This is a genomic window from Actinomadura luzonensis (assembly GCF_022664455.2).
GTDB classification, from domain to species: Bacteria; Actinomycetota; Actinomycetes; order Streptosporangiales; family Streptosporangiaceae; genus Nonomuraea; species Nonomuraea luzonensis.
Genome location: NZ_JAKRKC020000002.1, coordinates 2697198 through 2722991, shown reverse-complemented (window position 1 = coordinate 2722991; position 25794 = coordinate 2697198). Strand labels below are relative to the sequence as shown.

The following is a 25794-nucleotide window of genomic DNA, read 5'->3' as shown; positions in this document are numbered from 1 at the left end:
CGGCCGGCGGCATGGCCCTGGCGCTGCCCAGGGATTAGAGTCTGGCGGACAAGCGCTTGGTCAAGCGAGGAGGGGCCGATGCGGCCGTTCAGGTTCGGGGCGGTGCTCCGCGAGGCGGACTCCGGCAAGGCGTGGGCCGAGAAGGCGCGATGGCTGGAGGCGTCCGGGTTCGGCCTGCTGCTGGTGCCCGACCACCTGGCCGGGCACCGCTTCGCGCCGTTCGCCGCCCTGACCGCCGCCGCCTGCGCCACCGAGCGGCTGCGCGTCGGCACGCTGGTCCTCGCCAACGACTTCCGCCACCCCGCCGTGCTGGCCAAGGAGGCGGCCACCCTGGACCTGCTGTCCGGCGGGCGGCTGGAGGTCGGGCTCGGCACCGGCTGGATGGCGGCCGACTACGCCGGGGCCGGGCTGCCGCTGGAGCCGCCCGGCGTGCGCCTGGAACGGCTGGCCGAGGCGATCGCCGTGCTCAAGGGGCTCTGGGCGGACGGCCCGTGCCACTTCGCCGGCCGGCACTACCGCCTCGACGGGCTGGACCAGCGGCCCAAGCCGGTGCAGCGCCCCCACCCGCCGCTGCTGCTCGGCGGCGGCGGCCCGCGCCTGCTGCGCCTCGCCGCCGAGCAGGCCGACGTGGTGAACATCGGCCCCAGGGTGCGTGCCGACGGCACCGGCCCCGAGCCCGGCGACGGCGGCCGGGCGGCGTTCCTCGCCAAGCTGCGCCACGTGCGAGCCGCCGCCGGCGACCGCTACGACCGCCTGGAGCTGGGCACGAGCGTCATGCAGGTGGGCGAGCGGAAGGCGGAGGAGAGCTGGAGCGCGGCCGACACCGCCGCCCTGGACGGCACGCCGCAGGTGCTGCTCGGCACCCGCCGCGACCTCGCCGACACCCTGCGCCACTGGCGGGACGAGCACGACGTCTCCTGCTTCGTCGTCCACCACGAGCGCGACCTGCCCGCCTTCGCCCCCGTCGCCGAGGAGCTGGCCACCACCTGAGCCCGGCCGGCGGACCGGCCGGGCCCGCCCCCGTCAGGGGTTGTCGTAGCCGATCCAGTTGATGTACCAGCCGTACTGCTGGGCATGGGCGGGCGCCAGCGGCCTGCCGTCCTTCCACTGGACGTAGACGCGGAACTTGGTGCCGGTGGCGTCGTAGACGGCACTGGGGCCGACCAGCCCCCACTGGGTGCCGCCGGTGCTGCCGATGGAGGTGACGTAGACGGGCGAGCCGCTGAAGCGGGCGTCGCTGGTGTCGACGTCGAGGTAGATGCCGTTGGGTCCGTAGGGCTGCCACCCCTGACCGGCCGGAGTGCGTCCGGCGGCGATGCGTGCAGTCGGCATGGAGGGTTTTCCTCTCTCAAAGGAACGACTGTCACGATGAGTATTTGATTAATCACTGTAAGTGTCGATGACTGCTTCCCTGTCCGTCCTGCCACAACAATCACACCGTGAGGACAGGCGACCGCGTCACGGCACCAGGACGACCTTGCCCATGGTGTCCCTGCTCTCCAGGGCCGCGTGCGCGGCGGCCGCGGCGGCCAGCGGGAACGCCTGCACCAGCGGCGTCAGCCACCCCTCGGCCGCCGCCTCCAGGGCCCGGGCCCGCAGGTCGGCCGTGCCGCCGTCGCGGCCCAGCAGGTGGCCGATGCCGTCGAGCACGGCGACCTCCCGCGCCGCCGCCTCCCCGGCGTCGGGGAAGAACCACTCCCCCGCCGCCGAGCCGAACACCACGTGCCGCCCGCCCCGCCCGAGCAGCCCGTACGCGGCCCGCCCCAGCTCGCCGCCCACCCCGTCGAAGACCACGGTGACCTCGCCGGCCGCCTCGCGCACCCGCTTGTCCCAGCCCGCCTCCCGGTAGTCCACGGCGAGGCCCGCCCCCAGCTCGGCGGCCCGCGCGGCTTTGGCGGGCCCGCCGGCCGCGCCGACCACGGTCGCGCCGGCGCGGCGGGCGTACTGCACGAGCAGCGAACCGACGCCGCCGGCCGCCGCCATGGCCAGCACCACGTCACCGGGCCCGACGGGGGCCAGCTCCAGCAGGCCGAACGTGGTCGCGCCGGTGGTGACCATCGCCACGGCCACGCCGTCGTCCACGTGCCCGGGCAGCTCCGTCAGCGAGCCGGCGGGGGCCACGGCGCGCGAGGCGTAGCCGCCGGAGCTCGCCGCGCCCGTCACCACGCGGCGGCCCGCCAGCCCGGCGGGCACGCCCTCGCCCACCGCCTCCACCACGCCCGCCACCTCGGAGCCGAACACGGCGGGCAGCGCGGGCGCGGGATGCGGCCCCACCGCCCGCCCCTGGCGCAGCAGGGTCTCGATGAAGTGCACCCCGGCCGCGCGCACGGCGACGCGCACCTCGCCAGGTCCGGGCACGGGGTCGGGCAGGGTCTCCAGGCGGAGGTTCGCGGCGGGTCCGTACGCGTGCAGTCTGATCACGTCCATGCGCCCACCCTGCTCCCTCAAGCAAGGTTGAGGTCAAGCGTCCGGAATGATGGGGACCATGGACGAGATGCTGCTGCTCCGGCACGGTGAGACCGAGTGGAGCAAGGCGGGCAAGCACACCGGGCGCACCGACCTGCCTTTGACGGAGCACGGCGAGGAGCAGGCGAGGGCGCTCGCGCCGCTGGTCAAGGAGCGGGACTTCGGCCTGGTGCTGGTCTCCCCCGCGCGGCGGGCGCGCTGCACCGCCGACCTGGCCGGGCTGACGGGCTACGAGGTGGACCCCGACCTGTGGGAGTGGGACTACGGCGGCTACGAGGGCATCACCACCCCGCGCATCCAGGAGACCCGCCCCGGCTGGTACCTGTGGCGCGACGGCGTGATCCCGGGCGACGCCGAGCACCCCGGCGAGAGCGCGGCCGAGGTGGCCGCCCGCGCCGACCGGGTGATCGAGCGGGCGCGGGCGGCGGAGGGCCGGGTGGCGCTGGTCGCGCACGGCCACTTCCTGCGCGTGCTCGCCGCCCGCTGGCTCGGGCTGGGCCCGGAGGAGGGCCGGCTGCTCAAGCTGGACACCGGCACGTACTCGCGGCTCGGCTACGAGCACGCCGTGCCGGTGCTGCTGGCCTGGAACGCGCCGGTGTGACCTGGAACGCGCCGGTGTGAGCGGTCAGCCGCCCACCTTGACGCGCAGCGCCGACTCGTGCAGGGCCCGGCCGACCAGCCAGCCGCGCAGCGAGCCGAGCCGGGGGTCGTAGGACAGCGGCTGCTCCCAGAGGGAGACGAACACGTCCTGGGTGACCTCCTCGGCGTGCTCGCGGCTGCCGGTGACGGTCAGCGCGACGCCGTACACGTGCGCGCCGTGCTCGTCGTAGGCGCCGGCCAGCGCGTCGAGGTCGCCGGCGGCCAGGCGGGCGCGCAGGTCGCCGTCGCTCATCGGCATCTCCTCGTCAGTGGCGGCCGCAGGGGTCGCGGCCTCGTCGGTCGCGGCCGCATCAGTCGCAGCCGAGGGTGGAGGCGGCGTGCAGCAGTTCGCGGGCGAGCGCGGCGTCGCCCTCGGCCGCGTACGGGAACGCCTCCGGCGGCCACCGCCCGGCCACCAGCCGGCAGAAGTCGACGGCGTCGGCCGAGACGAGCACGGCCACGTGGTCGGAGGCGCGCGAGAGCGGGATGGTCCAGGTGCCGCCGCCGGGGCCGGTGAGCACGACGGTCGCGGAGACGTCGCGGCGCGGCCCCTTGAGCGCGCGGGGCAGCAGCGCCAGCCCGAACTCGGCGATCAGGTGCACGTGCGCGGCGCGCGGCGCGGCCCTGGCGCGGCCGGTGGCGGCCCTGATGTCGTCGGCGTGCGTCCAGGTCTCGAACGTGCGCTGCACGAGGGCCTGGCGCAGCGGCGCGCGGGCGGGCCGGACGCCGGCCAGCGCCACCTCGACGCCGAGCAGCACCTCGCTGCCGGCCGAGACGCGTTCGAGCAGCGCGCCGGCCTGCTCCCGCCACCGCCGGTGCGGGCCCGTGCCGGCGCAGGCGGGGGCGCCGACGAAGCGGGCGATCGCGGCGTCGTTGGCGGTCAGGTGCGCCATGAGGCCGGCGACGGTGCCGTGCTTCGGCACCGGCGCGTCCCACTGCTCGCCCCGCAGGTCGCCGAGCAGGTCGTCCATGAGCGCCACCTGCTCGGCGTAGGGCACCGTGACGGTGGCCACCCCGAGCGCGGCGGGGGTGCGGCGGCGGCGCGCCTTGGACAGCACCGCCTCGCGCAGCGTGGGCGGGGGCGCGAGCGCCGGCTCCGGCCGGCGCAGCAGCGCGATCGCCGCGCTGCAGTGCGGGCATCCGGCGACGTGGTCGTCGGCGGTCTGCCCGTCGAAGAGGTACGCGTCCGTCATGGCCACCTCCGCGACCGACGCTAGCCCGGCGGGCTCCCGGGCGCCAGGCGGCAGCCGGGGAACGGTGCCAGCAGCGTCTCACGCCAGGGGCCGTCGAGATAGTCGCGGGCGCGTTTCGCCCAGCCGAGCAGCCGGGCGTCGGGGGTCACCTCGTCGTCGAGGCCGAGGGCGGCGTCGCGGGCCCGCTGGGTGGCGAGGTGGTCGTCGAGCGAGACGGCCCAGACGGTGACCGCCTCGGTGTCGCAGAAGAGCACCTCGTACAGGCCGACGAGGGTGTGCCCGTGCTCGGCCAGCAGCGGGGCGCGCTCGGCGCGCACGGCGGCGAGGTAGTCGAGCGCGGCGCCGGGCCGGACGCGGGCGCTCTCGAACAGGAACAGCTCGGCGGCGGGCGCCGCGGCGAGCGGCGGGCAGCCGGGCGCGGCCCCGAGCGGGCGGGAGAAGGCGGAGAAGCGCACGTCGTCGATGTCGGACAGGAACAGCCGCTCGTCCACCCCGCGGTAGATCTCCATCATCTGCCGCCAGCCGCCGTCCCAGCCGCCGTGGCAGTCCCAGAGCGTGACCGCCTTGAACTGCGGGTGGCCGGTGATGCCGACGGCGTAGAAGGCGCCGACGAGGTCGATCTCGCGCGACCTGATGGAGGTGCCCGAGGTGAGCTCGGGGGCGGCGCGCTCGCGGTCCTCGCGCTTGTACGCCGTCAGCCAGGTCAGGTACTCCAGTGGCCGGCGGGAGTTCATGGGCCGGAAGTCGACCTCTTCGAGCAGGTGGATCGCGCGCCGCACGACGCCTCCTCTACCAAGCGGTTGCTTGGCCCGAGAATAGCGATCAGGCCAGCGCTTGGGAAGGCTGCGGCCCCCGGCCGGTGAGCCACTCCAGCACCCGGCGGTGCCCCGAGGTGGCGTCCTCGAAGTGGCCCCAGTGCCAGTAGCGGGGCTGGTCGCGGATGCCGGTCACCCATGTCCGGTAGGAGACGGAGGCGCCCGTGGTGGCGGGCGCGACCCCGTACGTGCGGATCACGACCTTGCCGCCCGGTGCGAACAACACGTCGTCGGCGATCGGATACAGCGTCATCTGGTCGAGCATGACGTGAATCCTGGCCGAACGACGAGGCCGGGCGGTTACGCCGTCGGCGCGCCGCCGTTAAGCGGGCGCGCCGGAGGTTAACAGCGTGTTAAACGAGCAGGCCGTCGAACTCCCCGTCCTTGACCCCGAGCACCAGGGCCCGGATCTCGTCGCGGGTATAGATGAGCGCAGGGCCGTCCGGGAAGCGGGAGTTGCGCACCGCGATCCCGCCGTCGGGAAGCTCCGCGAGCTCGACGCAGTTGCCCTGCGAGTTGCTGTAGCGGCTCTTGCGCCACGCGACATGGGTCAGGTCGGTCGCGGGCATGCCGTTGTAGGTCTGGTTCATCTACATCTTTCTGAGAAGACCGCCGATGAGCTCGACGGTGCCCCCTGGCGTGGTGCTCTCCACGCACAACTGCTCCATGGCCGTGAGGTACGGATCGATGTCCTCACGTTTGTCCAGGTACAGGGCACCCCAGAGCTGCTCGACGTAGACAACGTCCGACAAGTCGGACTCGGGAAACCGCAAGATGCTGAACGCACCCCCTTCGGCGGCGTGCTTGCCGTACCTGAAGGGCATCACCTGAATGGTGATGTTGGGCAGGGCAGCGACCTCCAGCAGATGCTGGAGCTGCTCGCGCATGACCTCCCGCCCGCCGATGGTCCGCATGAGCGCCGCCTCGTCGATGACCGCCCAAAGCCTGGGGCCGTCCTTCTGGGTGAAGCGCTCCTGGCGCTGCATGCGCATGTGCACGCGGCGTTCGATCCGATCCGAACCCGCGTCAGGGTTGCCCAGCTCGTAGACCGACCGCGCGTACGAGGCCGTCTGCAGCAGGCCCGGCACGAACTGCACCTCATAGGTGCGGATCACGCTCGCGGCCTCCTCCAGGCCCACGTACGTCGTGAACCACGAGGGCAGCTCGGCGGAGTACTTGTGCCACCACCCGGGGGTGTTGGCCTCGCGGACCATCTCGAGCAGGGCCCGGCGTTCGGCATCGTCGACGACGCCGTACAGGGTGAGCAGGTCTTCCACGTCACGTGTCTTGAAACCGACGCGCCCGAGCTCCATACGGCTGATCTTGGACTCGGAGGCCCGGATGTGGAATCCGGCCTGTGCACGGTCGAGCCCGCTGGCCTCACGCAGGCGCCTGAGACTCGCCCCCAGCATGATGCGCCGAACGGTCGAACCGGAACCGGGCGGATCAATGGACACGTGCTGCTCCTTGGTCGTTTCCTTGCGACACAGTCTGTCACTTCACGGCCGAAAGATCATGGGCCGCGGACAAGATCCCCTTTCCCCCTCATTGACCTTTTGGGGGCAACCGTAGCGCTTGCACGTCCTGTCTGCACGTGCATTCGCTCTTGCACCTGCACGAGAGTTTGGCGCAGAATGATCTACGTGCAATCCACCACGGCACCCAGCCAGTGGACCACGTTCGATTGGTGGCCCCCGGTCGGCTGGTGGCCGGAGGCGGCTCGCGACCTGCTGGGCCCCGGCCCGTCCGCGAGCGCCACGTTCGTGCTCCCGCCCACTCCCGCCTCGGTCCACTCCGCGCGCAGCTTCACCGCCGGCGCCCTGGCCGGGTGGGGGCTCGCCGAGCTCGCCGAGAACATGGAGCTGGTCGTCTCGGAGCTGGCGACCAACGCCCTGCGGCACGGCCTGCGCCTGTCGGAGCCGCGCCGGCCGTGCCCCGTCCACATGTCCCTGGTCCGCCGGGGACCCCTGGTGACCAGCGCCTTCACCGATCCCGGCTCCTCGGTGCCGGTGCTGCGATACCCTGGCCCCCTTGACACCGGCGGCCTCGGACTCCACATCGTCGAATCGCTCAGTCTCCGCTGGGGCTGGTCAGCCCTCGCGCCCCACGGAAAGATCGTCTGGGCAGTCCTCTCCTGACCGGGGGTGATCTGCATTACCGTGGATGGTCATGGCTCACGGTGAGTCCCGCGCGCGACCCCATGAGAGTGCTGACAGATGGAAGATCACCTGCTCGGCTGGCTGCGAACACTAGACGAAGACAGGCTTGCCCGCATCCTCGCGAACAGGCCCGACGCCATCGCGCCGCCGTGGCCGCGCCGGCTCGACACGCTCGCCCAGCGCCTGGGCGACGGATTCGCCGTCATGCAGACCCTGCAGCGGCTCCCCCTTCCCTGCCTCCAGCTCGCCGAAGCGGCCCTCGCCGTCACCGAGCCCACGCCCGCCCGCCTGGCCGCCTTCCTCGACGCCCCGCCCGCCGAGGTCGGCCGCTGGCTCGACCACCTCCACGACCACGCCCTGGCCTGGCCCGCCGACGGCGGCGTGATCCGCCTCGCCGACGGCGTCGCCCGCTGGTGGGCCACCCCGCTCGGCCTCGGCGAGCCGCTCGACCACTACCTCAACTCCTGGACGATCAGCAACGACGCCCTGCGCGCCCTCGCCCGCAACCTCGGCCTGCCCGCCCAGGGCCACAAGCGCCGCATGATCGAGCGGGTCTCCGGCCTGCTGGGCGACCCCGAGCGGGTGCGCGGCCTGCTGCGCGACGCCCCCGCCGGCACCGCCGAGCTGCTCGACCGCTTCGCCTGGGAGGGCCCCGCGCTGCCGGTGGACGGCGGCCGGTTCGTGGCGCCCGGCACCCCGGAGAAGTGGTGCGCCGACCACGGCCTGCTGTTCCGGCCGAGCTGGCACGTCGCCGAGATCCCCCGCGAGGTCGCGCTCAGCCTGCGCGGCCCCGGCCACCACCCGCCCTTCACGCCCGAGCCGCCCGAGATCGCCACCATCCCCGTCGACCCCGAAGAGGTCGACCACCTGATGACGCTGGCCGCGCCGCACGTCGTCGAGCGCGCCGCGGCCCTGCTCGACAACGCCTCCAAGACGCCGCTGCCGCTGCTGAAGACCGGCGGCGTGGGCGTGCGCGAGGTGCGCAGGATGGCCAAGGAGACCGGCTGCGACGAGGACGAGACGCGCCTGCTGCTGGAGATCTGCACCGTGGCCCGGCTGCTGGCCTGGGACGAGCCGTCCGGCGGCCTGGTCCCCACCGAGCGCTTCGACCGCTGGCGGCTGGACGAGGGCGCGGCCCGGCTGCGCGTGCTGCTGTCGGCCTGGTGGCGCATGGAACGCTCGTCGCTGCGCAGGACCGACGGCCGCTACGGCACGGTGCTCGGCGACGACCAGGCCGGCGCCGCCGTCGCCCGGGTGCGGCGCGCGGTGCTGCCGGTGCTGGCCGGGCTGCCCGCCGGCACCGCGTTCGCCGACCGCGACGCCCTGCTGGCCGCCGTCCACTGGCACGCGCCGCTGCTCGACCGGCGGCTGCTGCTCGACTGCGGGCCGGCCGCGCTCGACGAGGCCCGCCTGCTCGGCCTGCTGGCCAACAACGCGCTCACCGACCTCGGCCGCGCCCTGGCCGGCCTGACCGCCGACCCCGGCGACGAGAACGACGACGCCGTCCCCATGGTCGAGCACGACCCGGTGCTCGTCGAGATCTCCACCCGGGCCCTGGCCAGCGTGCGGCGCAGCGCCCTGTTCGGCCCCGACCTGACCGCCGTGGTCACCGGGCCGCCCTCGGCGGAGCTGGCCGCCCTGCTCGACCGGGTCGCCGAGCGCGAGTCGCGGGGCGCGGCCTCGGTGTGGCGTTTCACCGCCGAGAGCGTGCGCCGCGCCCTCGACCGCGGCCACGACCCCGACGACCTGCTCGACGAGCTGGCCGCCGTGGGCGCCGTCCCGCAGCCGCTCGAATACCTGGTGCGCGACACCGCGCGCCGCCACGGCGAGGTCACCGTCACCACCGTCGGCTGCGTCATCCAGGCCGCCGACCCCGCGCTGCTCGCCGAGATCGCCGCGCACCGCCGGCTCACCCGGCTGGGCCTGCGGCTGCTCGCCCCCACGGTGCTGGTCAGCGCGGCCGGGGCCGAGCGCACGCTGGCCGCGCTGCGCGAGGCGGGCTACGCGCCGGTGCCGGTCTCCGACACCGGCGAGATCACGATCCGCCGCACCCGCCCGGCCGAGCTGGCCGGCGGCGAGGAGCCGGCGGCGGGCAAGCTGATCCTGCTGCCCGGCGGGCAGGTGGCCGAACTGTCCGACCCGGCGGCGGAGACCCCGCCCCACCTGCTGGCCGAGCCGCCGCCCGACCCGCGCGAGCACGCCCGCCGGCTGCTGGCCGCGGGCCGCGCCGAGGCCGAGCGGAGCGGCCGCACCTGGGCCGTGATCGGCCGCATGGCCACCCGCCTGCCGACGGCGCAGCAGTCGCTGCTGGGCTTCGTCGTCGACCGCGGCGTGCGCGCGGGCATCACGCTCACCGGCGGGCTGACCGCCACCATCAGCCACGGCGAGCTGAAGGGCGCCGCGCTCGACGCCTGGTGCGAGGAGGCGGGCGACTACCTGGAGTTCCCCCTCGCCGAGATCGTCGAGGTGCGCGGGGCCTTCTAGCCGGGCCGCTAGCCCCGTTTTCCGCACGTGCGGGTGTTTGAAGATCGCGGGGTTGCTGTGGTGATCGTCATCACGGTAGGACGTGGCGGGTGAGACAGCATGCGCAGTGGGGCCAGGCCAGTGTCGAGAAGATGCTCGGAGCATTACCGGTGATCGCGGGGTTCTGCTCGCGGCTGCGGATTCGGGAGCTGGTGGATGCGGCCTGCCCGGTGCGTGATGTCGCGGAGCTGACTCATGGTCAGGTGATCGAGGTGCTGGTGGCCAACCGGCTGACCTCGCCCGCGCCGCTGGTGCACGTGCAGGACTGGGCGCGCGCCTGGGCGGTGGGTGAGGCGTTCGGGACCGATGCCGAACTGCTCAACGATGACCGGATCGGCCGCGCGCTGGATGCCATCGCCCCGCATCTGGACCAGCTGGCCGGGTCGGTCGGGCTGGCCGCGATCGAGGCGTTCGGCATCGAGGTGACCCGCCTGCACTGGGACATGACCTCGATCTCGCTGCACGGCGACTACCCCCAGCCCGAGCCCGGATACGCGACGCCGCGTTTTGGTCACCCCAAGGACCGGCGGCCGGACCTGAAGCAGGTCCAGGCCGGGATCGCGGTGGCCGCTGATGGCGCGATCCCGGTCTTCCACCGCGCCTACGACGGCGCGGCCGGTGAGGTCGGGCAGGTCATCGGCGCCATGCAGGGCCTGCAGAAGCTGGCCGGCCCGCAACGCATGCTCATGATCGGCGATTCCAAGCTGATCTCGTATGCCAACCTGGCCGCCATGGACAGGGCGGGGGTGTCCTTCATCGCGCCGGCCTCCAAGCAGTACGTCAGCGCCGCGGCCCTGGCCGGTCAGAAGCTCGCCGACGCGGCCCGGGTGGACTACGTCGCCGCCCGGGACGAGCGCAAGAGCGCTGACCGGCGCGGCCTCTGGCACGTGCACGAGGACGACGCCATGACGCTGGCCGGGCCGCGCAAGAAGGACCCGATCCTGACGCTGCGGCGCATCTTCGTGCACTCCTCCGCCCGCGCCCAGGCCGCCGCCACCGCCCGGGCCAAGAAACTCGATCGCGCCCGCGACGACCTGGCCCGGCTGGAACGCGGCCTGGGCAGCCGCCACTACCCCACCGAGCAGGCCGTCGCCGACCGCCTCGCCGCGATCGGCCGCGACCGCCGGGTCAGCCCCTACCTGACCGCCCAGGCCGGCACCGACCCCGACACCGGCAAACCCACCCTGGTCTGGCACTTCGACCAGAGCGCGATCGACGCCGACGCCGCTACCGACGGCTGGTACGCCCTGCTCACCAACCTGCCCCCCGAGGCCGCCGACGCCGCACAGGTGCTGCGCCACTACAAAGGCCAAGAAGCCGTCGAACGCCGCTACCAGGCCTTCAAAGGCCCGCTGGCCGTCACCCAGCTGTATCTGAAGAACAACCGCCGCATCCACGCACTGATCACCGTCATCTGCCTGGCCCTGCTCATCTTCTGCCTGATCGAACGCCAGGCCCGCCAGGCCCTCACCGCCCGCGGCCAGACCAAGGTCAACGGCCTGTACGCCGGACGGCCCGCGATCCCCACCGGCAGGCTCATCCTCGACGCGCTGGCCGGTATCCGGCTGATCCCGGGCACCGGCCAGTCACCCCCGACCATCCCGCAACCCACCGACCTCCAACTCCATCTCCTGGACCTCCTCGACATCGATCCACGAGACCTCCGCTGAAGATCACGCACGTGCGGAAAACGGGGCTAGCCGAGCGGCTTGGCCTTCTTGAGGTTGGCGACCAGCTCCTCCAGGAAGTCCGCGTAGCCCTGGTAGCTGAACGGGGCCTCGGCGGACCACGGGTAGAGCTGGCCGGCCTTGACGGCGGGGAGCTTGGCGAAGGTGGGCTTCTTCATCATCTCCTCCGGCTTCAGCGCCTGCGTGCGCGTGTCGTAGAGGATGACGTCGGCCTCGTACTCGTCGGCGTTCTCCCAGCTCAGGGTCTGGAAGAAGCCGCCCTCGTCCACCTTCGCGGGCTTGACCACGTTCAGCCCGGCGCCGGTCATGTGCACGATGTCGGGGTACTCGGGCGGGTTGACGATCCAGAAGGCGTCCGCGCCGCCCGACACCATGAGGATCTTGAGGTCCTTGAACTGGGCGAGCTCCTTGGTGGCCGCCTCCATGCGGGCCTTGGCCTCGGGGACGCCCGCCATGTCGGCGCCGAGCGACCTGGCCAGCTCCTCGTAGCGGCCGATCACCTCGGTCGCGCTCTTGCCGGTGAGCATGATGCCGACGGTCGGGGCGACCTGCTCGATGGTGTCCTTCGACTTCTCGGGCACGTACCAGAGGGTGCCCTTGACGTACATGCTGCTGACCAGGAGGTCGGGCTGGAGCGCGATGTACTGCTCGACGTTGAACTCGTCCCAGACGTTGCCGAGGCCCTGGACCTTGGTGATGTCGACGTTGCCGACCTGCGGGTCCTTGGTGCCGTCCTTGAGCTTGTGCGGGCCGAAGACCGCGACGGGGCGCACGCCGAAGTCCCAGAGCGCGGCGGCCGCGCCGACCTGGGCGACGATCCTGGACGGGGCCTTCGGCAGGTCGAGCTTCTTGTCCCGGTCGTCGGTGAACGTCCAGCCCTGGGCGGCGGCGGAGCCGGACGGGGCCGTGGAACCGGCCGGGGCCGCCGTGGTGCCGCCGCCGTCGCCGCACGCCGCCAGCGTCAGGGCCGCCGCGAGTCCTGCCGTGGCCGACAGGAAGCCCCTGCGCGCCAGTACCGGTCCCGACATGTAGATCTCCTAAGGATAGGCTTGCCTCGTTACTGAGCCATTAGATTAGCCTTGCCTAAGTTTGGCTGCGACGAAAGGGGGGCGGGTGCGCCCGGCAGAGGAGGCGGCGCCACCGGTGCCGCCGCAGGGGCTCCCGGCGGGAGAGCCGCCGGACGGGACGCCGGCGGCGGGGTCCCCCGCGCGGCCCGCGTGGGCACGGCCCCCGGTGCTGGTCGCGGGGCTCGTGGTCACGCTGGCCGCGCTGGTCCTCATGGTGCTGGCCAGCATCGCGCTCGGGGCGCGGCCGGTGCCGCTCGCCACCGTCCTCGACGCCTTCCTCGCGCCGGACGGCTCCAACGACCACACCGTCATCCGCGAGCTGCGCGTGCCGCGCACCCTGCTCGGCCTCGGCGTGGGCGCCACGCTCGGGCTGGCCGGGGCGCTCATGCAGTCCCTCACCCGCAACCCCCTCGCCGACCCCGGGCTGCTCGGCGTCAACGAGGGCGCGGCGCTCGGCGTCACGCTCGCGCTCGGGCTGTTCGGGCTCACCGACCCGGCGGTGTACGTCTGGTTCGCCTTCGCCGGGGCCGCGCTGGCCGCCGTCATGGTCCACGCGCTGGCCTCCTCCGGGCGGCAGGGGTCCGGCCCGGTGCGGCTCACGCTGGCCGGCGTCGCGCTCGGCATGGTCGCCACCGCGCTGTCGTCGGCGATCCTGCGCATGGACCAGCAGACCTTCGACCGGATGCGGTTCTGGCTGACCGGGTCGCTGGCCGGGCAGACCTCCGACGTGCTGGTGCGGCTGGCCCCGTTCATGGTCGCCGGGCTGGTGCTCGGGCTGTCGCTGGCCCGCCCGCTCAACGCCCTCGCCCTGGGCGACGACGCGGGCCGCGCCCTCGGCGTGTCCGTCGGCCGCACCCGCCTGCTCACCGGCGTGGCCGTCACGCTGCTGTGCGGGGCGGCGACCGCCGCCGCCGGGCCGCTGTGGTTCGTCGGCCTGCTGGTGCCGCACGCGGTGCGCGCCCTGGTGGGGCCGGACCAGCGGTGGGTGCTGCCGTACTCGGCGCTGGCCGCGCCGGTGCTGCTGCTCGGGGCCGACGTGGTGGGCCGGCTCATCGCCCGGCCGGGAGAGGTGCAGGTGGGCATCGTGTGGGCGGTGATCGGCGCGCCGATCTTCATCCTGCTGGCCCGGCGCAGGCGGGTGGCGGCGCTGTGAACGTCCGGGTCGGCCCCTGGTCGCTGCGTCTCGCGCCGCGCGCCCTGCTCGTGGGCCTGTGCCTGATCCTGGCCGGCTTCGCGGTCACCGTGGCCGCGCTCTCGACGGGCGAGTTCACCGTGCCCGTGCCGGACATCGTCCAGGCGCTGTTCGGCGACGGGCCGCCGGTCGCCGAGCTGATCGTCGGCAAGCTGCGCGCGCCGCGCGTGGTGACCGGGCTGCTGGTCGGCGCGGCGTTCGGGCTGAGCGGCGCGATCTTCCAGTCGCTCACCAGGAACCCGCTCGGCAGCCCCGACTTCATCGGCTTCACCGCCGGCGCCTCGACCGGCGGCATCCTCGTGGTGGTCGCCGGCGGCTCGGCCATGATGATCGCGGGCGGCGCGCTGGCCGGCTGCGTGGTGACCGCCGCCCTGGTGTACGCGCTGGCCTTCCGCGGCGGCGTGCCGGGCTACCGGCTGGTGCTGGTCGGCATCGGGGCCAACGCGCTGCTGCTGGCCGTCAACCAGTACCTGCTGACCCGGGCCAACATCAACGACGCCGCCACCGCCGGCGCCTGGCTCACCGGCAGCCTCAGCGGGCGCGGCTGGGACCACGCGATCCCGGTGGCGGCGGCGCTGGCCGTGCTGGTGCCGGTGTGCGTGTTCCTGTCGCGCCCGCTGCGCATGCTGGAGATGGGCGACGACGCCGCCAGGGCCATGGGCGTCAGGGTCGAGCCGGTGCGGGCGGTCGCGATCGCGGCCGGCGTGCTGCTGTCCGGCGTGGCGACGGCCGCGGCCGGGCCGGTCGTCTTCGTCGCGCTCGCCGCCCCGCAGCTCGCCCGGCGGCTCACCCGCTCCCCCGGGGTCACCCTGGCCGCCTCGGCGCTGACCGGCGCCGTGCTGCTGACCGGCGCGGACCTCGCCGCGCAGCGGCTGCTCGCCCCGACGCAGCTCCCCGTCGGGGTGCTGACCGCCGCCATCGGCGGCACGTACCTCGCCCTGCTCCTGCGGAAGGACCGCCACTGATGCCCGATGCACGCCTGTCCGGCACCGGCCTGACCCTCGCCTACGACCAGCGCGTGGTGGCCACGGAGCTCAGCGTGGCGATCCCCGACGCGTCCTTCACCGTCATCATCGGCCCGAACGCGTGCGGCAAGTCCACCCTGCTGCGCGCGCTGGCCCGCATGCTCAAGCCGAGGGCGGGCGCGGTGCACCTGGACGGCAGCGTGATCACCTCGCTGCCGTCGAAGGAGGTGGCCCGCCGGCTCGGGCTGCTGCCGCAGAGCTCGATCGTGCCGGACGGCATCACCGTCGCCGACCTGGTGGCCCGGGGCCGCTACCCGCACCAGAAGCTGATGCGGCAGTGGTCGAAGGCGGACGAGGCGGCCGTCTCGGAGGCCATGCGCGCCACCGACGTCACCGAGCTGGCCGACCGCATCGTGGACGAGCTGTCCGGCGGGCAGCGGCAGCGGGTGTGGCTGGCGATGGCGCTGGCGCAGGAGACGCCGATCCTGCTGCTGGACGAGCCGACCACGTTCCTGGACATCTCCCACCAGATCGAGGTGCTGGACCTCTGCGCCGACCTGCACGAGGCGGGCCGGACGATGGTCGCGGTGCTGCACGACCTCAACCAGGCGTGCCGGTACGCCACGCACCTGATCGTGATGCGCGGCGGCGAGATCATCGCCCAGGGGGACCCGGGCGAGATCGTCACCGCCGAGCTGGTCCGCCAGGTCTTCGACCTGCGCTGCGAGATCATCGCCGACCCGCAGTCGGGCACGCCGCTCATCGTCCCCGAGTCCCGCCGCCGCGTCCCCGCCGACGCCTGACCCCGCCCGCCACATCTCACGTCAGCCCGCGTCGGCCAGGGCCAGTGCCAGGGCCGTGACGCCGGCCGTGGCGCGCTCGCGCCCGTACTCCTCCGCCGCCGCCCCGGCCGCCTCGGCGCTCATGGCGGCCAGCAGCCCGTGGGCGAGCACGCCGGCGTCGCCGCCGGGCCGGGCCTCGGCCAGCAGCACGGCCACGTGGCGGTGCCAGAACCGGTAGGCGCCGATGCGGTAGCGGGCGCCCGGGCTCGCCGTCTCGGACATCCGCACCAGGTCCAGGTGCTCGTAGAGGTAGCCGAGGTAGGCCGCGGCGAAGGCGGCCAGGCGCTCGCGGGCGGGCGCGCCCGGGCCGAGGGGCGGCGGCCCGGTGAGTATGCGTTCCTGCAGGTCGCGTTCGCGGGCGTCGAGCAGCGCCACCGCGAGGCCGGACTTGTCGCCGAAGCGGCGGAAGAGCGTGCCCTTGCCCACGCCCGCCGCGGCGGCGACGGCGTCCATGGACACCGCCGCGACGCCGTGCTCGGCGAACAGCCGCGCCGCCGCCGCGAGCACCTTCTCCCTGTTGCGCGCCGCGTCGGCGCGTTCCCTGGGCGGCCGCGCCCGCAGCAGCTCCAGCGGCTCGCTTGACGAAGCGGACTGCGGTCCGTTAGTTTCCTTGCCATCCACAAACCGGACTGTAGTCCATTTCTCCTCGGAGGGCATCTTGCGGACCATCACCCGCGACGAGCTGCGCGCCGCGCTCGGCACCGTGACCGTCGTCGACACGCTCGGCGGCGACTACTACGCCCAGCAGCACCTGCCGGGCGCGATCCCCCTGGTCGAGAGCGAGGTCGCCGAGCGGGCCGCGGAGCTGCTGCCCGACCGCCACGCCACCGTCGTCACCTACTGCACCAACCCCTCCTGCCCCAACAGCAAGGCGGTCGCGGCCCGGCTGACCGCGCTCGGCTACACCGACGTCCGCCGCTACGCCGAGGGCATCGAGGACTGGGTGGCCGCCGGCCTGCCCGTCGAGCCGTAACCCCGGCCTTCCCCTCCCGCTGGAACGTCGTGGAACGCGTCATAAGACGTGGAACGGGACCGCCGCGCGGGCGACCCTTCCCGGGGGATGACGCCACACGACCACAGGGGGAAGACCAATGGACCACGCCGTCGTCATCGGCGCGAGCGTGTCGGGGCTGCTGTCCGCGGCCGCCCTGCACCGCCTGTTCGCCAAGGTCACGGTGCTCGACCGGGACACGCTGCCCGCCGCGGACGGGCACCGCAAGGGCACCGGGCAGAGCCGCCACGCCCACGGCCTGCTCTCCCGGGGCCTCGCGGCCATGGACGAGCTGCTGCCCGGCCTCTCGGCCGAGCTGGTCGCGCAGGGCGCGCTGCGGTGCGACCCGCTGGCCCAGGCCCGCAACGTCCACGGGGGCCGGCGGCTGGCCAGGGACCGCTGCGACCTGGACAGCCTGCTGGTGAGCCGCCCCCTGCTCGAAGGCCAGATCCGGCGCCGGGTCGCGGCCCTGCCGGGGGTGCGGGTGCTGGCCGGCCGCGGCGTCACCGGGCTGCTCACCCAGGAGGGCCGCGTCACGGGGGTGCGGCTCGCCGGCGGTGAGCCCGTACCCGCCGACCTGGTGGTGGACGCGGCCGGCCGGGGCTCGCGGGTGCCGATCTGGCTCGGCGAGCTGGGCCACGAGCCGCCCCGCGAGGAGCGCGTCGAGCTCGACCTGCGCTACGGCACCCGCGAGTTCCGCCGCCGCCCGGGCGAGATGGGCGGCGACCTGATCGTCATCATCGGTCCCACCCCCGAGCGGCCGCGCTTCGGGGTGGCGCTGGCGCTGGAGGACGACCGCTGGATCGTCACCCTCGGCGGCTACGGCGAGAGCCCCGGCCTCGACCTGCCCGCCTTCGCCGGGTACGCCGCGACGCTGCCCGCCCCCGACCTGTGTCACCTGCTGGCGACGGCCGAGCCGATCGGCGAGCCCCGCTCGTACCGCACCCCGGCCGGCGTCCGGCGGCGCTACGAGCGGCTGGCCCGCTTCCCCGAGGGGCTGCTGGTCACCGGCGACGCGGTGTGCGCCTTCAACCCGCTCTACGGCCAGGGCATGACGGTCGCCGCCCTGGAGGCGAAGGTGCTGCTGGAGGCGGAGCTCACCCCGCGCGCGTTCTTCCGCCGGGTCGCCGGCATCGTGGACGGGCCCTGGGAGATCACCGTCGGCGGCGACCTGAAGCTGCCGGTGGTCGCGGGCGAGCCGTCGCCGCGGACCCGGCTGGTCAACGCCTATCTGGAGCGCTACCTCGCCGCCGCCGCGCACGACCCGGAGCTGGCGCGGCGCTTCCTGCGGGTGGCGCACCTGTACGACCCGCCGCCGGCGCTGATGAGCCCGCCCGCGCTGCTCAGAGTGCTCCGCAGCGGCGCACCGCGAGCAGTGCCAGTGCCCGCGTGACCGCGCGCAGCTCGGCCAGGTCCACCTGCTCCCTGGGGGCGTGCGCGTAGCGGACGTCGCCGGGGCCGTAGTGCAGGGTCGGGATGCCGCCGGCGGCGTACAGGCGCAGGTCGCTGCCGTACGGGGCGGCCGACTCGGGCGGGCGTGTGCCGGTGGCGTCGGCGACCGCCCCGGCCACCTCGCCGAGCAGCTCGTGCCCGGCGGGCAGCCGGCCGCTGGCGAACTGCCCGCCCGGCCACGTCACGACGGGCGGGTTGTCGCGCAGCCACGGGTGCGCGGCCCCCGCCACCGCCTCCTCGAACGCCGCCCGCGCCGCGGCGGGGTCCTCCTCCAGCCGCACGCCGAGCCGCCCCTCGGCGACCAGCAGGTCGGGCACGGTGCTGGCCCAGTCACCGGCCCGCAGCACGCCGATCTCGATCGGGTACGGCATCGGGTTGCCGCCGAACAGCGCGGGCGCGTCCCGGTTGCGCTCGGCCTCCAGCCGCCGGATCGCCTCGAACACCGGCCAGAACACCTCGATCGCGTTCACGCCCTCGTACCGGGTGGCGCCGTGCGCGGCCCGCCCGGCCACCTCCACCCGGAACGTCAGCGCGCCCGCGTTCGCCGTGATGATCGCGCCGCTGGTCGGCTCGGTGATGACGGCGGCCTCGGCGGTGTGGCCGCGCGCCAGCGTGGCGAACGCGCCGAGCCCGCCGTCCTCCTCGCTGATCACGCAGTGCACCGCGAGCGGCCGGGCCGGCCGCACCCCGGCGCGGTGGATCGCACGGGCGACGGCCAGGTTGGCGACGAGGCCGGCCTTCATGTCGCAGGCGCCCCTGCCGTAGAGCACGTCGCCCTCGATGCGGGCCGAGAACGGGTCGCTGCCCCGCCACTTGGCCAGGTCGCCGGTGGGGACGACGTCCACGTGGCCCTGCAGCGCGAGCGCGGGCGGGCCCTCGCCGCCGGTCACGGCGACCACGCCGTAGCCCTCGGCGCGCGGCGCCTCGGTGCCGGGGAAGCCGGGGCGGGCGGCCAGGCCGGGCAGGTCGAGCTTCCAGACGTCGACGTCCATGCCGGCCTCGCCGAGCAGGCGGGCGAAGCGGTGCTGGAGGTCGGACTCGGCGTCGGTGCCGGTCACGCTCGGCACCCGGACGGTCTCGGCGAGCAGGTTGACGGTCTCGGCCTCGTCGAGGGCGTCGAGGACCCTGGCTTCCACGTCGTGCATGAGGCACACCTTATGGGGGCGTGAACCTCCGCCGGGAGTGGTGGTGATACAGGGGTGTGCGGACATGGGTGAGCTGGATCGCGGTGACGCCCTTCGCCCTGTGGGCGGCGGTGCGGGTGAGCGGGTTCGAGCCGGACTGGCCGTGGGTGCCGGTGGTGGCGTACACGCCGTACGCGGCGGGGGCGGCGGCGCTCGGCGGGGTGCTGGCGCTGCTGCTGCGCCGGCCCGCGGCGGGGACGGTCGCGCTGGTGACGCTTCTGACGCTCGTCCCGCTCGTGCTGCCGCGCGCCCTGGCCGACGGCAACCCGGGCGCGGACGGCCCCGTGCTGCGGGTGCTGGCCGCCAACCTGCTCGTCGGCCAGGCCGACACGGCGGAGCTGATGGGCCTGGTCCGGCGGCTGCGCCCGGACGTGCTGACCCTCCAGGAGTTCACGCCGGCCGCGCGGCGGCGGCTGGAGGAGGCGGGGGTGCGCGAGGCCCTGCCGTACGCGGCGACGCGGGCGCGGGAGGGCGTCGGCGGGTCCGCCGTGTACGCCCGGCACCCCCTGACGCCCGGCCCGGCGATCGCGTACGGCGGCTTCGGCCAGGCCAGGGCCTGGCTGCGGCATCCCGGCGGCGCCAAGGTGGAGATCGTCTCGGTGCACCCGTGCGCGCCCAGGCGGTACGGCCGCCAGCCGTGCTGGAACGCGGGGCTGGCCGCGCTGCCGCGCGGGGGCGGCGCGCTGCGGGTGCTTGCGGGCGACTTCAACGCCACGCTCGACCACCTGCCGATGCGCGAGCTGCTGGCCGCCGGGTACCGGGACGCGGCCGACGTCACGGGCCACGGCCTGACCGCGACCTGGCCGCAGGAGGGCTCCACCCAGCGGCTGCCCGGCGTGACGATCGACCACGTGCTGGCCAGCGCGGCGATGGCGGTGCGCGGCTACGCCGTGCTCTCGCTGCGCCGCACCGACCACCGCCCGGTCTTCGCCGAACTCAGGCTCCCCTGACCGCTGATCCGGCGGTTCGTCCTCGTTACGGCCGTACCGGAAGTCCGCACCGGAGGCTGCTCGTAGACTTGCCTCGTGGAACAGCCCAAGTTCGAGATTCAGATGCTGCACGACCGGGTCATGATCAAGCTGGAGCCGGAGGCGGAGGAGCGGCGCAGCGGCTCCGGCATCGTCATCCCGGCCACCGTCAAGATGGCCAACCGGCTGGCCTGGGGCGAGGTGTGCGGCGTGGGCACGAACGTGCGCGCGGTCAAGGTCGGCGACAAGGTGCTGTTCAATCCCGAGGACCAGTTCGAGGTCGAGGTGCACGCCCAGGTCTACCTGGTGATGCGCGAGCGCGACCTGCACGCCGTGGCCACCCAGGAGACCGACCACGGCACCGGCCTCTACCTCTGACCGCCGGGATCCGGCGCGCCCGCGCCGGGTCTCGCCTCAGAGGAGGCGCTGGGCCAGGGCGATCACGTCGATGCCGAGCGTGCGCAGCCCGAAGTAGACGATCACGGCGGCGGCGGCCACGGTGACCACGAGCACGACGATGCGGACGGTCCAGCCCTGCCGCTTGTACCACTGCGTCCAGGCGTGCAGCGTGCGCTTGCCGAACTCCAGCACCTTGTGCGCCCAGTGGAACTCCGTGGCCAGCACCGCGAGCCCGGCGAAGACCACGAGCCACCCCGGGCCGGGGAAGGGCACCATGATGAGCCCGCCCACGATCATGACCGCGCCGATGACGCCGATCACGATCTTGAGCGTGAGCGCGCCGGTGCGGGTGGCGCGGATGCCGTCGAGCCAGCCCTGGAAGCCCTCACGGCGGTCGGACATGCTCGAACGGCGGGCGGCCTCGTCCTTCACCACGTCGGCCTCGCCGGTGTCGGAGTTCTGAATCGGCACATTTCCCTCCGGCGGTCGGTGTGTCCCCCAGGATACGGGCCCGTCTGGCGTTCCACTTGCAAGCGGCTGGCAATCCACCAAACTCCCCAAACCGTAAAATTTCCGGCAGGAAAGGCGGCGAGCACCGCTCTTTCCGGCAAATATCGGTTAATGTCTGCTATGCCCGAGGTTCTGCTTCGCACCGTCACCGGTCCCGTACGCGCCGCCGCCGTCACGGGCGCCGTCCTCCCCCACGAGCACCTGCGCACCGACATGCGCTGGGCGGTGGGCATCGGCTCCGACCCGCACCGCTGGCTCGACGAGGAGCAGGCCGTCACCGCCGAGCTGCGCGAGCTGCGCCAGAGCGACGACCTCGGCCTCGTGGTGGACCTGACCTGCATGGGCATGGGCCGCGACGCCGCCGCCCTGGCCCGGGTCGCGGCCGGCAGCCGGATCCCGGTGATCGCCTCGACCGGGCTGTTCGCCGAGCCGTTCGCGGACGTGCGCGACGAGGGCGTCGAGGAGCTGACCCGGCGGCTCATGACCGAGATCTCCAGCGGCGTGGACGGCACCGGCGTCTTCCCCGGCGTGATCGGCGAGGTCGGCTCCTGGGGCCCCGAGCCGACGCCGCGCGAGGAGCGGTGCCTGGTCGCCGCCGCCCGCGCCGCGCTGCAGTCGCGCCTGCCCGTCGCCACGCACGGCCGCAACGCCCTGGCGCTGCTGGAGATCCTGCTCGGCCAGAACCTGCCGGGCGCGCGGGTGGCCGTCGGCTACGCGGGCACCGACCTGGGGGCCGCGCGCAAGATCGCCGAAGCGGGCGCGTACGTGAGCCTCGGCGCCCTCGGCCTCGGCGCCGAGCAGGCGGCGAGGATCGCGCTCGCCCTCATCGAGGACGGCCACGCCGAGCGCCTGCTGCTCAGCACCGGCCTCAGCCGCGTCGCGCAGCTCCGCAAGTACGAGGGCCGCGGGTACGCCCACCTCTTCCATGCCCTGCTCCCGCTCCTCCGCGAGGCGGGCACCGCCGAGGACACGGTCCGCCTGATCACCCACGACAACCCGCTGCGCTGGCTGACCTCCGGCTCCGCTTGACCTCAAGCCCGGTTGAGGTAGCAGGCTGGCCGCATGACTTTCACACAAGCGGAACTGGACTACCTGGCCACGCAGCCGCTCGGCCGGCTGGCCACCGTCTCCCCCGAGGGCCAGGTCCAGAACAGCCCGACCGGTTTCTTCCTCGACGCCGCCGGCGGCACGGTCACGATCGGCGGGCACGGCATGGGGGCGTCGAAGAAGTTCAGGAACGTGGTGGCGGGCAGCACGGTGGCGTTCGTGGTGGACGACCTCGCCTCGGTGAGCCCGTGGACGGTGCGGGGGGTGGAGATCCGCGGCACGGCGGAGGCGCTGACCGGTCAGGAGCCGCCCATGCCCGGCTTCTCCGGCGAGCTCATCCGGATCACCCCGCGCAAGATCATCTCGTGGGGGCTGGGTGTGCCCGTTTCGAACCGGAAGGTGTGAGACTCGCTAGGATCGGGGCTACGCGAGTCTCGGGCCGGGTGGGGGATGGAGACGGAGCACACGCACGATCACGGGGACGGGCAGGGTGACGGGCAGGCTCCCGCGTTCCCGCGCCCGCCCGCGCCGCCGCGCCCGCCCGCGCCCGCCGGCACGCCCTGGTTCCTGAACCCGCCCGCACCCGCGCCTCCACACGAAGGCGCGGGCCAGCACGGCGGCGCGGGCCAGCACGGCGGCCGGCGAGCCGACGGGCCTGGCCACGGACCTGGCGATCGGCCTGGCGATCGGCCTGGTGACGGGCCTGGCGATCGGTCTGACGTCCGGCCTGGCGACGGGGTGGACGGCCGGGGGCGGCGGGGGCGGCTCGGGGTGTTGCGGCGGGTGCGGCGCGCGGGCGACATCCCGGTCGTGGTCATGCTGGCCTGGGCCGGCTGGCTGGCCGTCCCATGGTCCTTCTCGGGGCTCGCCCAGGCCCGCGCGGCCGCCGCCGCGGCAGCCGCCGACGCCGAGCCGCCCCCGCTCGGGACCCCCGCCGCGATCACCCCTCCCCCTTCCCCTTCCCGCGCGGAGGCGGGGACGGCGGCACCCCCCGGTTCACATGCCCGGCTCCGGGCGTCGAGCAGCCCTTGGGGCATCCCCGCCGCACCCCCGGCCCACCCGGCCGCGCGCCTTTCCACCGTACGAACCCCACCCGCCGGGGAAGCCGAGCAGGCCGGGGAGGCCGGGCTGGCGGCGGCCGTCGAGCGGGCCGTGGCCGTGGAGCGGGCCAGGATCGCCGGCGAGGTGCACGACGCCGCCGGCCACGGCCTGGCCGCCGTCGCGCTGCAGGCCGGCCTCGCCCTCGTCGCCCTGGACGACGACCCCGAGCAGGCCAGGGCGTCCCTGCGCGCGATCAAGGAGACGAGCACGGCGGCGCTGGCGCAGCTCCGCGCCGCGCTCGACGGCATCGACCCGCCGGGCGGCGACCTCGCCGGCCTGATCGGCGGCGTCCGGGCGGCGGGCCTGCCGGTCGACGTCGAGCCCGCCGGGCTCCCCGTGCCCGCCCACCTGCGGGACGTCGTCCACCGGGTGGTCCGCGAGTCCCTGACGAACGTGCTGCGGCACGCGGGCCCGACCCGCGTCCTGGTCCGGGCGAGCGACGGGCCCGGCGCGTACGTGCTGGAGGTGGCCGACCGCGGCGCGGGCCGCGCGGGCGCCGGGGAGGGCCGCGGCCTGGCGGGCCTGCGCGCCCGCGTCACCGAGGCGGGCGGCGTCCTCACCGCGGGCCCCCGCCCCGGCGGCGGGTTCCAGGTGACCGCCCGGTTCCCGCACCGGGCGCTGACGTGACCGGCGAGCCGCCGCGGGTGATCCGGGTGGCGATCGCCGACGACCAGGCCGTCGTCCGGATGGGGCTGCGGGCGCTGCTGGAGCGGGAGCCGGGGCTGGAGTGCGCGGGCGAGGCCGCGGACGGCGCGGCGGCCCTGGCCCTGGTCCGGCGGACGCGTCCCGACGTGCTGCTGCTCGACATCCGCATGCCGGGCACCGACGGCCTGGCCGTGCTCCGCGCGCTGGCCGGCGACCCGGAGCTGCGCGGCACGAGGGTCGTCGTGGTGACGACGTTCGCCGTGGACGAGTACGTCTTCGCCGCGCTCCAGGCCGGCGCCAGCGGCTTCGTGCTGAAGGACAGCGCCCCCGACGAGCTGGTCAACGCGGTGCGGGTGGTCGCCGCCGGGGAGGCGCTGCTGTCCCCGGCGATCACCAGGAAGGTCATCGGCCTGTTCGGCCGGCACGGCACGGAGCCGGTCGAGGGCCTGGACCTCCTCACCCCGCGCGAGCGCGAGCTGGCCGCCTGGGTGGCCACCGGCCGTTCGAACGAGGAGATCGCGAGGGAGCTGGTGATCAGCCCCGAGACCGTCCGCACGCACGTCAGCCGGGCCATGGTGAAGCTGCGCGCCCGCGACCGGGCGCAGCTCGTGGTGTTCGCGATGCGGGCCGGCCTGACCCCGCCCGGCTGACTAGCGCAGGAAGCCCTCGTAGTTGCGCTGCTGGAGCTGGGCCTCGATCTGCTTGACGGTGTCCAGCCCGACGCCCACCATGATCAGCACGCTGGTCCCGCCGAACGGGAAGTTCTGCTGCGTGCCCGGGTCCCGCAGGATCGCGAAGGCGACCAGCGGCAGCAGCGCCAGCACGGCCAGGTAGGCGGCGCCCGGCGCGGTCAGCCGGGTCAGCACGTACGCCAGGTACTCCGCCGTGGGTCGGCCCGGCCGCAGCCCCGGCACGAACCCGCCGTAGCGGCGGATGTTGTCGGCCACCTCGGCGGGGTTGAAGGTGATGGACACGTAGAAGTAGGCGAAGGCGGCGATGAGCAGCGCGTACGCGGCCATGTAGAGCGGGTGCGCGCCGCCGGCGAGGTTGCGCTCGATCCACCCGCCGGCCTCGCCGCCGAGCAGCGGCGCGGCCAGCGTCGGCAGGTAGAGCAGCGACGAGGTGAAGATCACCGGCACGATGCCCGCCTGGTTGACCTTGAGCGGGATGTACGTGCTGCTTGCGCCGTACATGCGCCGCCCGACCAGGCGCTTGGCGTACTGGACGGGCACCCGCCGCTGTGCCTGCTCGACGAAGACCACGGCCGCCACCAGGAACAGCCCGGCCGCCAGCATCACCACGGCCCCGGCCGGCGTCAGCACGAAGATCTTCGACACGTACCCCGGGAAGACCGCCACGACCTGCGTGAACATCAGCAGCGACATCCCGTTCCCGATGCCGCGTTCGGTGATCAGCTCGCCCAGCCACATCACCAGGCAGGCCCCGGCGACCAGGGTCGTCACGATGACGAGCACCGGCAGCGGCCCGTCGTCCCGCAGCAGCGGCCGCGGGCAGCCGGGCAGGAGCCGGCCGGTGCGGGCGAGCGCGACGACCGTCCCGGCGTTCAGCACGGCGAGCGCGACGGTCAGGTACCGCGTGTACTGCGTGATCCTGGCCTGCCCGCGCGACCCCTCCTTCCGCAGCGCCTCCAGCCGCGGCACCACGACGGTGAGCAGTTGCAGCACGATGCTGGCGGTGATGTACGGCATGACGCCGAGCGCGAACACCGACAACTGCAGCATCGCGCCGCCGCTCATCATCTGCGCCAGGTCGAACAGGCCGCCCGTGGCCGACCCGACGCAGGCGCGCACCGCCACCACGTCCACCCCGGGCGCGGGCAGGATCTGCCCCAGCCGGAACAGCGCGATGAGCGCGAGCGTGAACAGCAGCTTCCTGCGCAGCTCCGGAACCCGGAACGCCCTGGCGAAGACGGTCAGCATGGGCACCG

Annotated in this window: 29 protein-coding genes; 16 read left to right on the top strand and 13 right to left on the bottom strand. The window is 74.4% G+C overall.

What is annotated here, in order from left to right; translation table 11 throughout:
* Positions 1 to 78: 78 nt before the first annotated feature.
* A complete protein-coding gene (locus tag MF672_RS42940) occupies positions 79 to 990 on the top strand; it encodes a TIGR03621 family F420-dependent LLM class oxidoreductase (RefSeq protein WP_242379068.1) in 912 nt (303 codons plus the stop codon).
* Positions 991 to 1023: 33 nt separating this feature from the next.
* Here MF672_RS42940 and MF672_RS42935 read toward each other — a convergent pair whose 3' ends face one another.
* Both MF672_RS42935 and MF672_RS42930 read right to left on the bottom strand, forming a co-directional pair.
* A complete protein-coding gene (locus tag MF672_RS42935; RefSeq protein ID WP_242379066.1) occupies positions 1024 to 1332 on the bottom strand; it encodes a hypothetical protein in 309 nt (102 codons plus the stop codon).
* 126 nt (positions 1333 to 1458) lie between these two features.
* On the bottom strand, positions 1459 to 2427 hold the full coding sequence (locus tag MF672_RS42930; RefSeq protein ID WP_242379064.1) for a zinc-binding dehydrogenase: 969 nt from the start codon (positions 2425 to 2427) through the stop codon (positions 1459 to 1461).
* A 58-nt stretch (positions 2428 to 2485) separates the two neighbouring features.
* Between MF672_RS42930 and MF672_RS42925 the strand changes: the two genes are divergently transcribed.
* Entirely contained in the window at positions 2486 to 3067 is a 582-nt protein-coding gene (locus tag MF672_RS42925; protein ID WP_242379063.1) for a histidine phosphatase family protein, read from the top strand.
* Positions 3068 to 3091: 24 nt separating this feature from the next.
* On the opposite strand, the gene MF672_RS42920 is transcribed toward MF672_RS42925, so the two are convergent.
* The 6 genes from MF672_RS42920 to MF672_RS42895 all read right to left on the bottom strand — a co-directional run bounded on the left by MF672_RS42920 (position 3092) and on the right by MF672_RS42895 (position 6570).
* A complete protein-coding gene (locus tag MF672_RS42920) occupies positions 3092 to 3358 on the bottom strand; it encodes a sigma factor (protein WP_242379061.1) in 267 nt (88 codons plus the stop codon).
* 58 nt (positions 3359 to 3416) lie between these two features.
* On the bottom strand, positions 3417 to 4298 hold the full coding sequence (locus MF672_RS42915) for a maleylpyruvate isomerase family mycothiol-dependent enzyme (protein WP_242379059.1): 882 nt from the start codon (positions 4296 to 4298) through the stop codon (positions 3417 to 3419).
* A gap of 20 nt (positions 4299 to 4318) precedes the next feature.
* Positions 4319 to 5077 carry a hypothetical protein gene (locus tag MF672_RS42910; protein ID WP_242379057.1) on the bottom strand — a complete coding sequence of 253 codons (759 nt, stop codon included), beginning with the start codon at positions 5075 to 5077 and terminating at the stop codon, positions 4319 to 4321.
* Between the two features lie 43 nt (positions 5078 to 5120).
* Complete coding sequence (locus MF672_RS42905) at positions 5121 to 5378, bottom strand: 3'-5' exonuclease family protein (protein WP_138670670.1); 258 nt, start codon at positions 5376 to 5378, stop codon at positions 5121 to 5123.
* Positions 5379 to 5466: 88 nt separating this feature from the next.
* On the bottom strand, positions 5467 to 5703 hold the full coding sequence (locus MF672_RS42900) for a DUF397 domain-containing protein (RefSeq protein WP_242379056.1): 237 nt from the start codon (positions 5701 to 5703) through the stop codon (positions 5467 to 5469).
* Positions 5704 to 6570 (bottom strand): Sco1979 family transcriptional regulator, encoded by an 867-nt coding sequence (locus tag MF672_RS42895; RefSeq protein WP_507161382.1) that lies wholly within the window; start codon positions 6568 to 6570, stop codon positions 5704 to 5706. It abuts the gene before it with no gap.
* Between the two features lie 177 nt (positions 6571 to 6747).
* Between MF672_RS42895 and MF672_RS42890 the strand changes: the two genes are divergently transcribed.
* The 3 genes from MF672_RS42890 (at position 6748) to MF672_RS42880 (ending at position 11465) form a co-directional block, all read left to right on the top strand.
* A complete protein-coding gene (locus MF672_RS42890; RefSeq protein WP_242379054.1) occupies positions 6748 to 7251 on the top strand; it encodes an ATP-binding protein in 504 nt (167 codons plus the stop codon).
* A 78-nt stretch (positions 7252 to 7329) separates the two neighbouring features.
* On the top strand, positions 7330 to 9756 hold the full coding sequence (locus tag MF672_RS42885; protein ID WP_242379051.1) for a helicase-associated domain-containing protein: 2427 nt from the start codon (positions 7330 to 7332) through the stop codon (positions 9754 to 9756).
* Positions 9757 to 9845: 89 nt separating this feature from the next.
* On the top strand, positions 9846 to 11465 hold the full coding sequence (locus MF672_RS42880) for an IS1634 family transposase (protein WP_444861120.1): 1620 nt from the start codon (positions 9846 to 9848) through the stop codon (positions 11463 to 11465).
* A gap of 26 nt (positions 11466 to 11491) precedes the next feature.
* Here MF672_RS42880 and MF672_RS42875 read toward each other — a convergent pair whose 3' ends face one another.
* A complete protein-coding gene (locus tag MF672_RS42875; RefSeq protein WP_242382830.1) occupies positions 11492 to 12511 on the bottom strand; it encodes an ABC transporter substrate-binding protein in 1020 nt (339 codons plus the stop codon).
* Positions 12512 to 12596: 85 nt separating this feature from the next.
* Here MF672_RS42875 and MF672_RS42870 point away from each other — a divergent pair, with 85 nt between their 5' ends.
* The 3 genes from MF672_RS42870 to MF672_RS42860 are packed head-to-tail and all read left to right on the top strand — an operon-like array spanning position 12597 to position 15510.
* Complete coding sequence (locus tag MF672_RS42870; protein ID WP_242382828.1) at positions 12597 to 13703, top strand: FecCD family ABC transporter permease; 1107 nt, start codon at positions 12597 to 12599, stop codon at positions 13701 to 13703.
* Complete coding sequence (locus MF672_RS42865; protein ID WP_242382827.1) at positions 13700 to 14707, top strand: FecCD family ABC transporter permease; 1008 nt, start codon at positions 13700 to 13702, stop codon at positions 14705 to 14707. Before MF672_RS42870 ends, MF672_RS42865 begins: the two co-directional genes overlap by 4 nt.
* Positions 14707 to 15510, top strand: coding sequence for an ABC transporter ATP-binding protein (locus tag MF672_RS42860; RefSeq protein WP_242382826.1), 804 nt, complete (start codon positions 14707 to 14709; stop codon positions 15508 to 15510). Before MF672_RS42865 ends, MF672_RS42860 begins: the two co-directional genes overlap by 1 nt.
* A gap of 21 nt (positions 15511 to 15531) precedes the next feature.
* Here MF672_RS42860 and MF672_RS42855 read toward each other — a convergent pair whose 3' ends face one another.
* On the bottom strand, positions 15532 to 16170 hold the full coding sequence (locus MF672_RS42855) for a TetR/AcrR family transcriptional regulator (protein WP_242382824.1): 639 nt from the start codon (positions 16168 to 16170) through the stop codon (positions 15532 to 15534).
* A 37-nt stretch (positions 16171 to 16207) separates the two neighbouring features.
* Between MF672_RS42855 and MF672_RS42850 the strand changes: the two genes are divergently transcribed.
* Positions 16208 to 16522, top strand: coding sequence for a rhodanese-like domain-containing protein (locus MF672_RS42850; protein ID WP_242382822.1), 315 nt, complete (start codon positions 16208 to 16210; stop codon positions 16520 to 16522).
* Positions 16523 to 16640: 118 nt separating this feature from the next.
* Positions 16641 to 17933, top strand: a complete 1293-nt coding sequence (locus MF672_RS42845) for a tryptophan 7-halogenase (protein WP_242382820.1) — start codon at positions 16641 to 16643, stop codon at positions 17931 to 17933.
* On the opposite strand, the gene MF672_RS42840 is transcribed toward MF672_RS42845, so the two are convergent.
* Positions 17884 to 19137 (bottom strand): ArgE/DapE family deacylase, encoded by a 1254-nt coding sequence (locus MF672_RS42840; RefSeq protein ID WP_242382819.1) that lies wholly within the window; start codon positions 19135 to 19137, stop codon positions 17884 to 17886. The genes MF672_RS42845 and MF672_RS42840 overlap by 50 nt on opposite strands.
* Before the next feature lie 68 nt (positions 19138 to 19205).
* Here MF672_RS42840 and MF672_RS42835 point away from each other — a divergent pair, with 68 nt between their 5' ends.
* Together MF672_RS42835 and MF672_RS42830 are read left to right on the top strand one after the other, a co-directional pair.
* The gene (locus MF672_RS42835; RefSeq protein WP_242382817.1) at positions 19206 to 20126 is read left to right on the top strand and encodes an endonuclease/exonuclease/phosphatase family protein; all 921 of its coding nucleotides are present in this window, start codon (positions 19206 to 19208) and stop codon (positions 20124 to 20126) included.
* A 75-nt stretch (positions 20127 to 20201) separates the two neighbouring features.
* Positions 20202 to 20522 carry a GroES family chaperonin gene (locus MF672_RS42830; RefSeq protein ID WP_242382816.1) on the top strand — a complete coding sequence of 107 codons (321 nt, stop codon included), beginning with the start codon at positions 20202 to 20204 and terminating at the stop codon, positions 20520 to 20522.
* A gap of 36 nt (positions 20523 to 20558) precedes the next feature.
* On the opposite strand, the gene MF672_RS42825 is transcribed toward MF672_RS42830, so the two are convergent.
* On the bottom strand, positions 20559 to 21014 hold the full coding sequence (locus MF672_RS42825) for a TIGR02611 family protein (RefSeq protein WP_242382815.1): 456 nt from the start codon (positions 21012 to 21014) through the stop codon (positions 20559 to 20561).
* Between the two features lie 159 nt (positions 21015 to 21173).
* Between MF672_RS42825 and MF672_RS42820 the strand changes: the two genes are divergently transcribed.
* From MF672_RS42820 to MF672_RS42805, 4 genes are all read left to right on the top strand, one after another.
* Complete coding sequence (locus MF672_RS42820) at positions 21174 to 22082, top strand: phosphotriesterase family protein (RefSeq protein ID WP_242382814.1); 909 nt, start codon at positions 21174 to 21176, stop codon at positions 22080 to 22082.
* A 33-nt stretch (positions 22083 to 22115) separates the two neighbouring features.
* A complete protein-coding gene (locus tag MF672_RS42815; protein ID WP_242382812.1) occupies positions 22116 to 22505 on the top strand; it encodes a PPOX class F420-dependent oxidoreductase in 390 nt (129 codons plus the stop codon).
* A 333-nt stretch (positions 22506 to 22838) separates the two neighbouring features.
* Positions 22839 to 23828, top strand: coding sequence for a sensor histidine kinase (locus MF672_RS42810; protein ID WP_247815721.1), 990 nt, complete (start codon positions 22839 to 22841; stop codon positions 23826 to 23828).
* Complete coding sequence (locus tag MF672_RS42805; protein WP_302893370.1) at positions 23825 to 24496, top strand: response regulator; 672 nt, start codon at positions 23825 to 23827, stop codon at positions 24494 to 24496. The genes MF672_RS42810 and MF672_RS42805 overlap by 4 nt, the downstream gene beginning before the upstream one ends.
* Here the strand turns inward: MF672_RS42805 and secY are convergent, their stop codons facing one another.
* Complete coding sequence (gene secY / locus MF672_RS42800; RefSeq protein WP_242383031.1) at positions 24497 to 25786, bottom strand: preprotein translocase subunit SecY; 1290 nt, start codon at positions 25784 to 25786, stop codon at positions 24497 to 24499.
* Between the last annotated feature and the right edge of the window lie 8 nt (positions 25787 to 25794).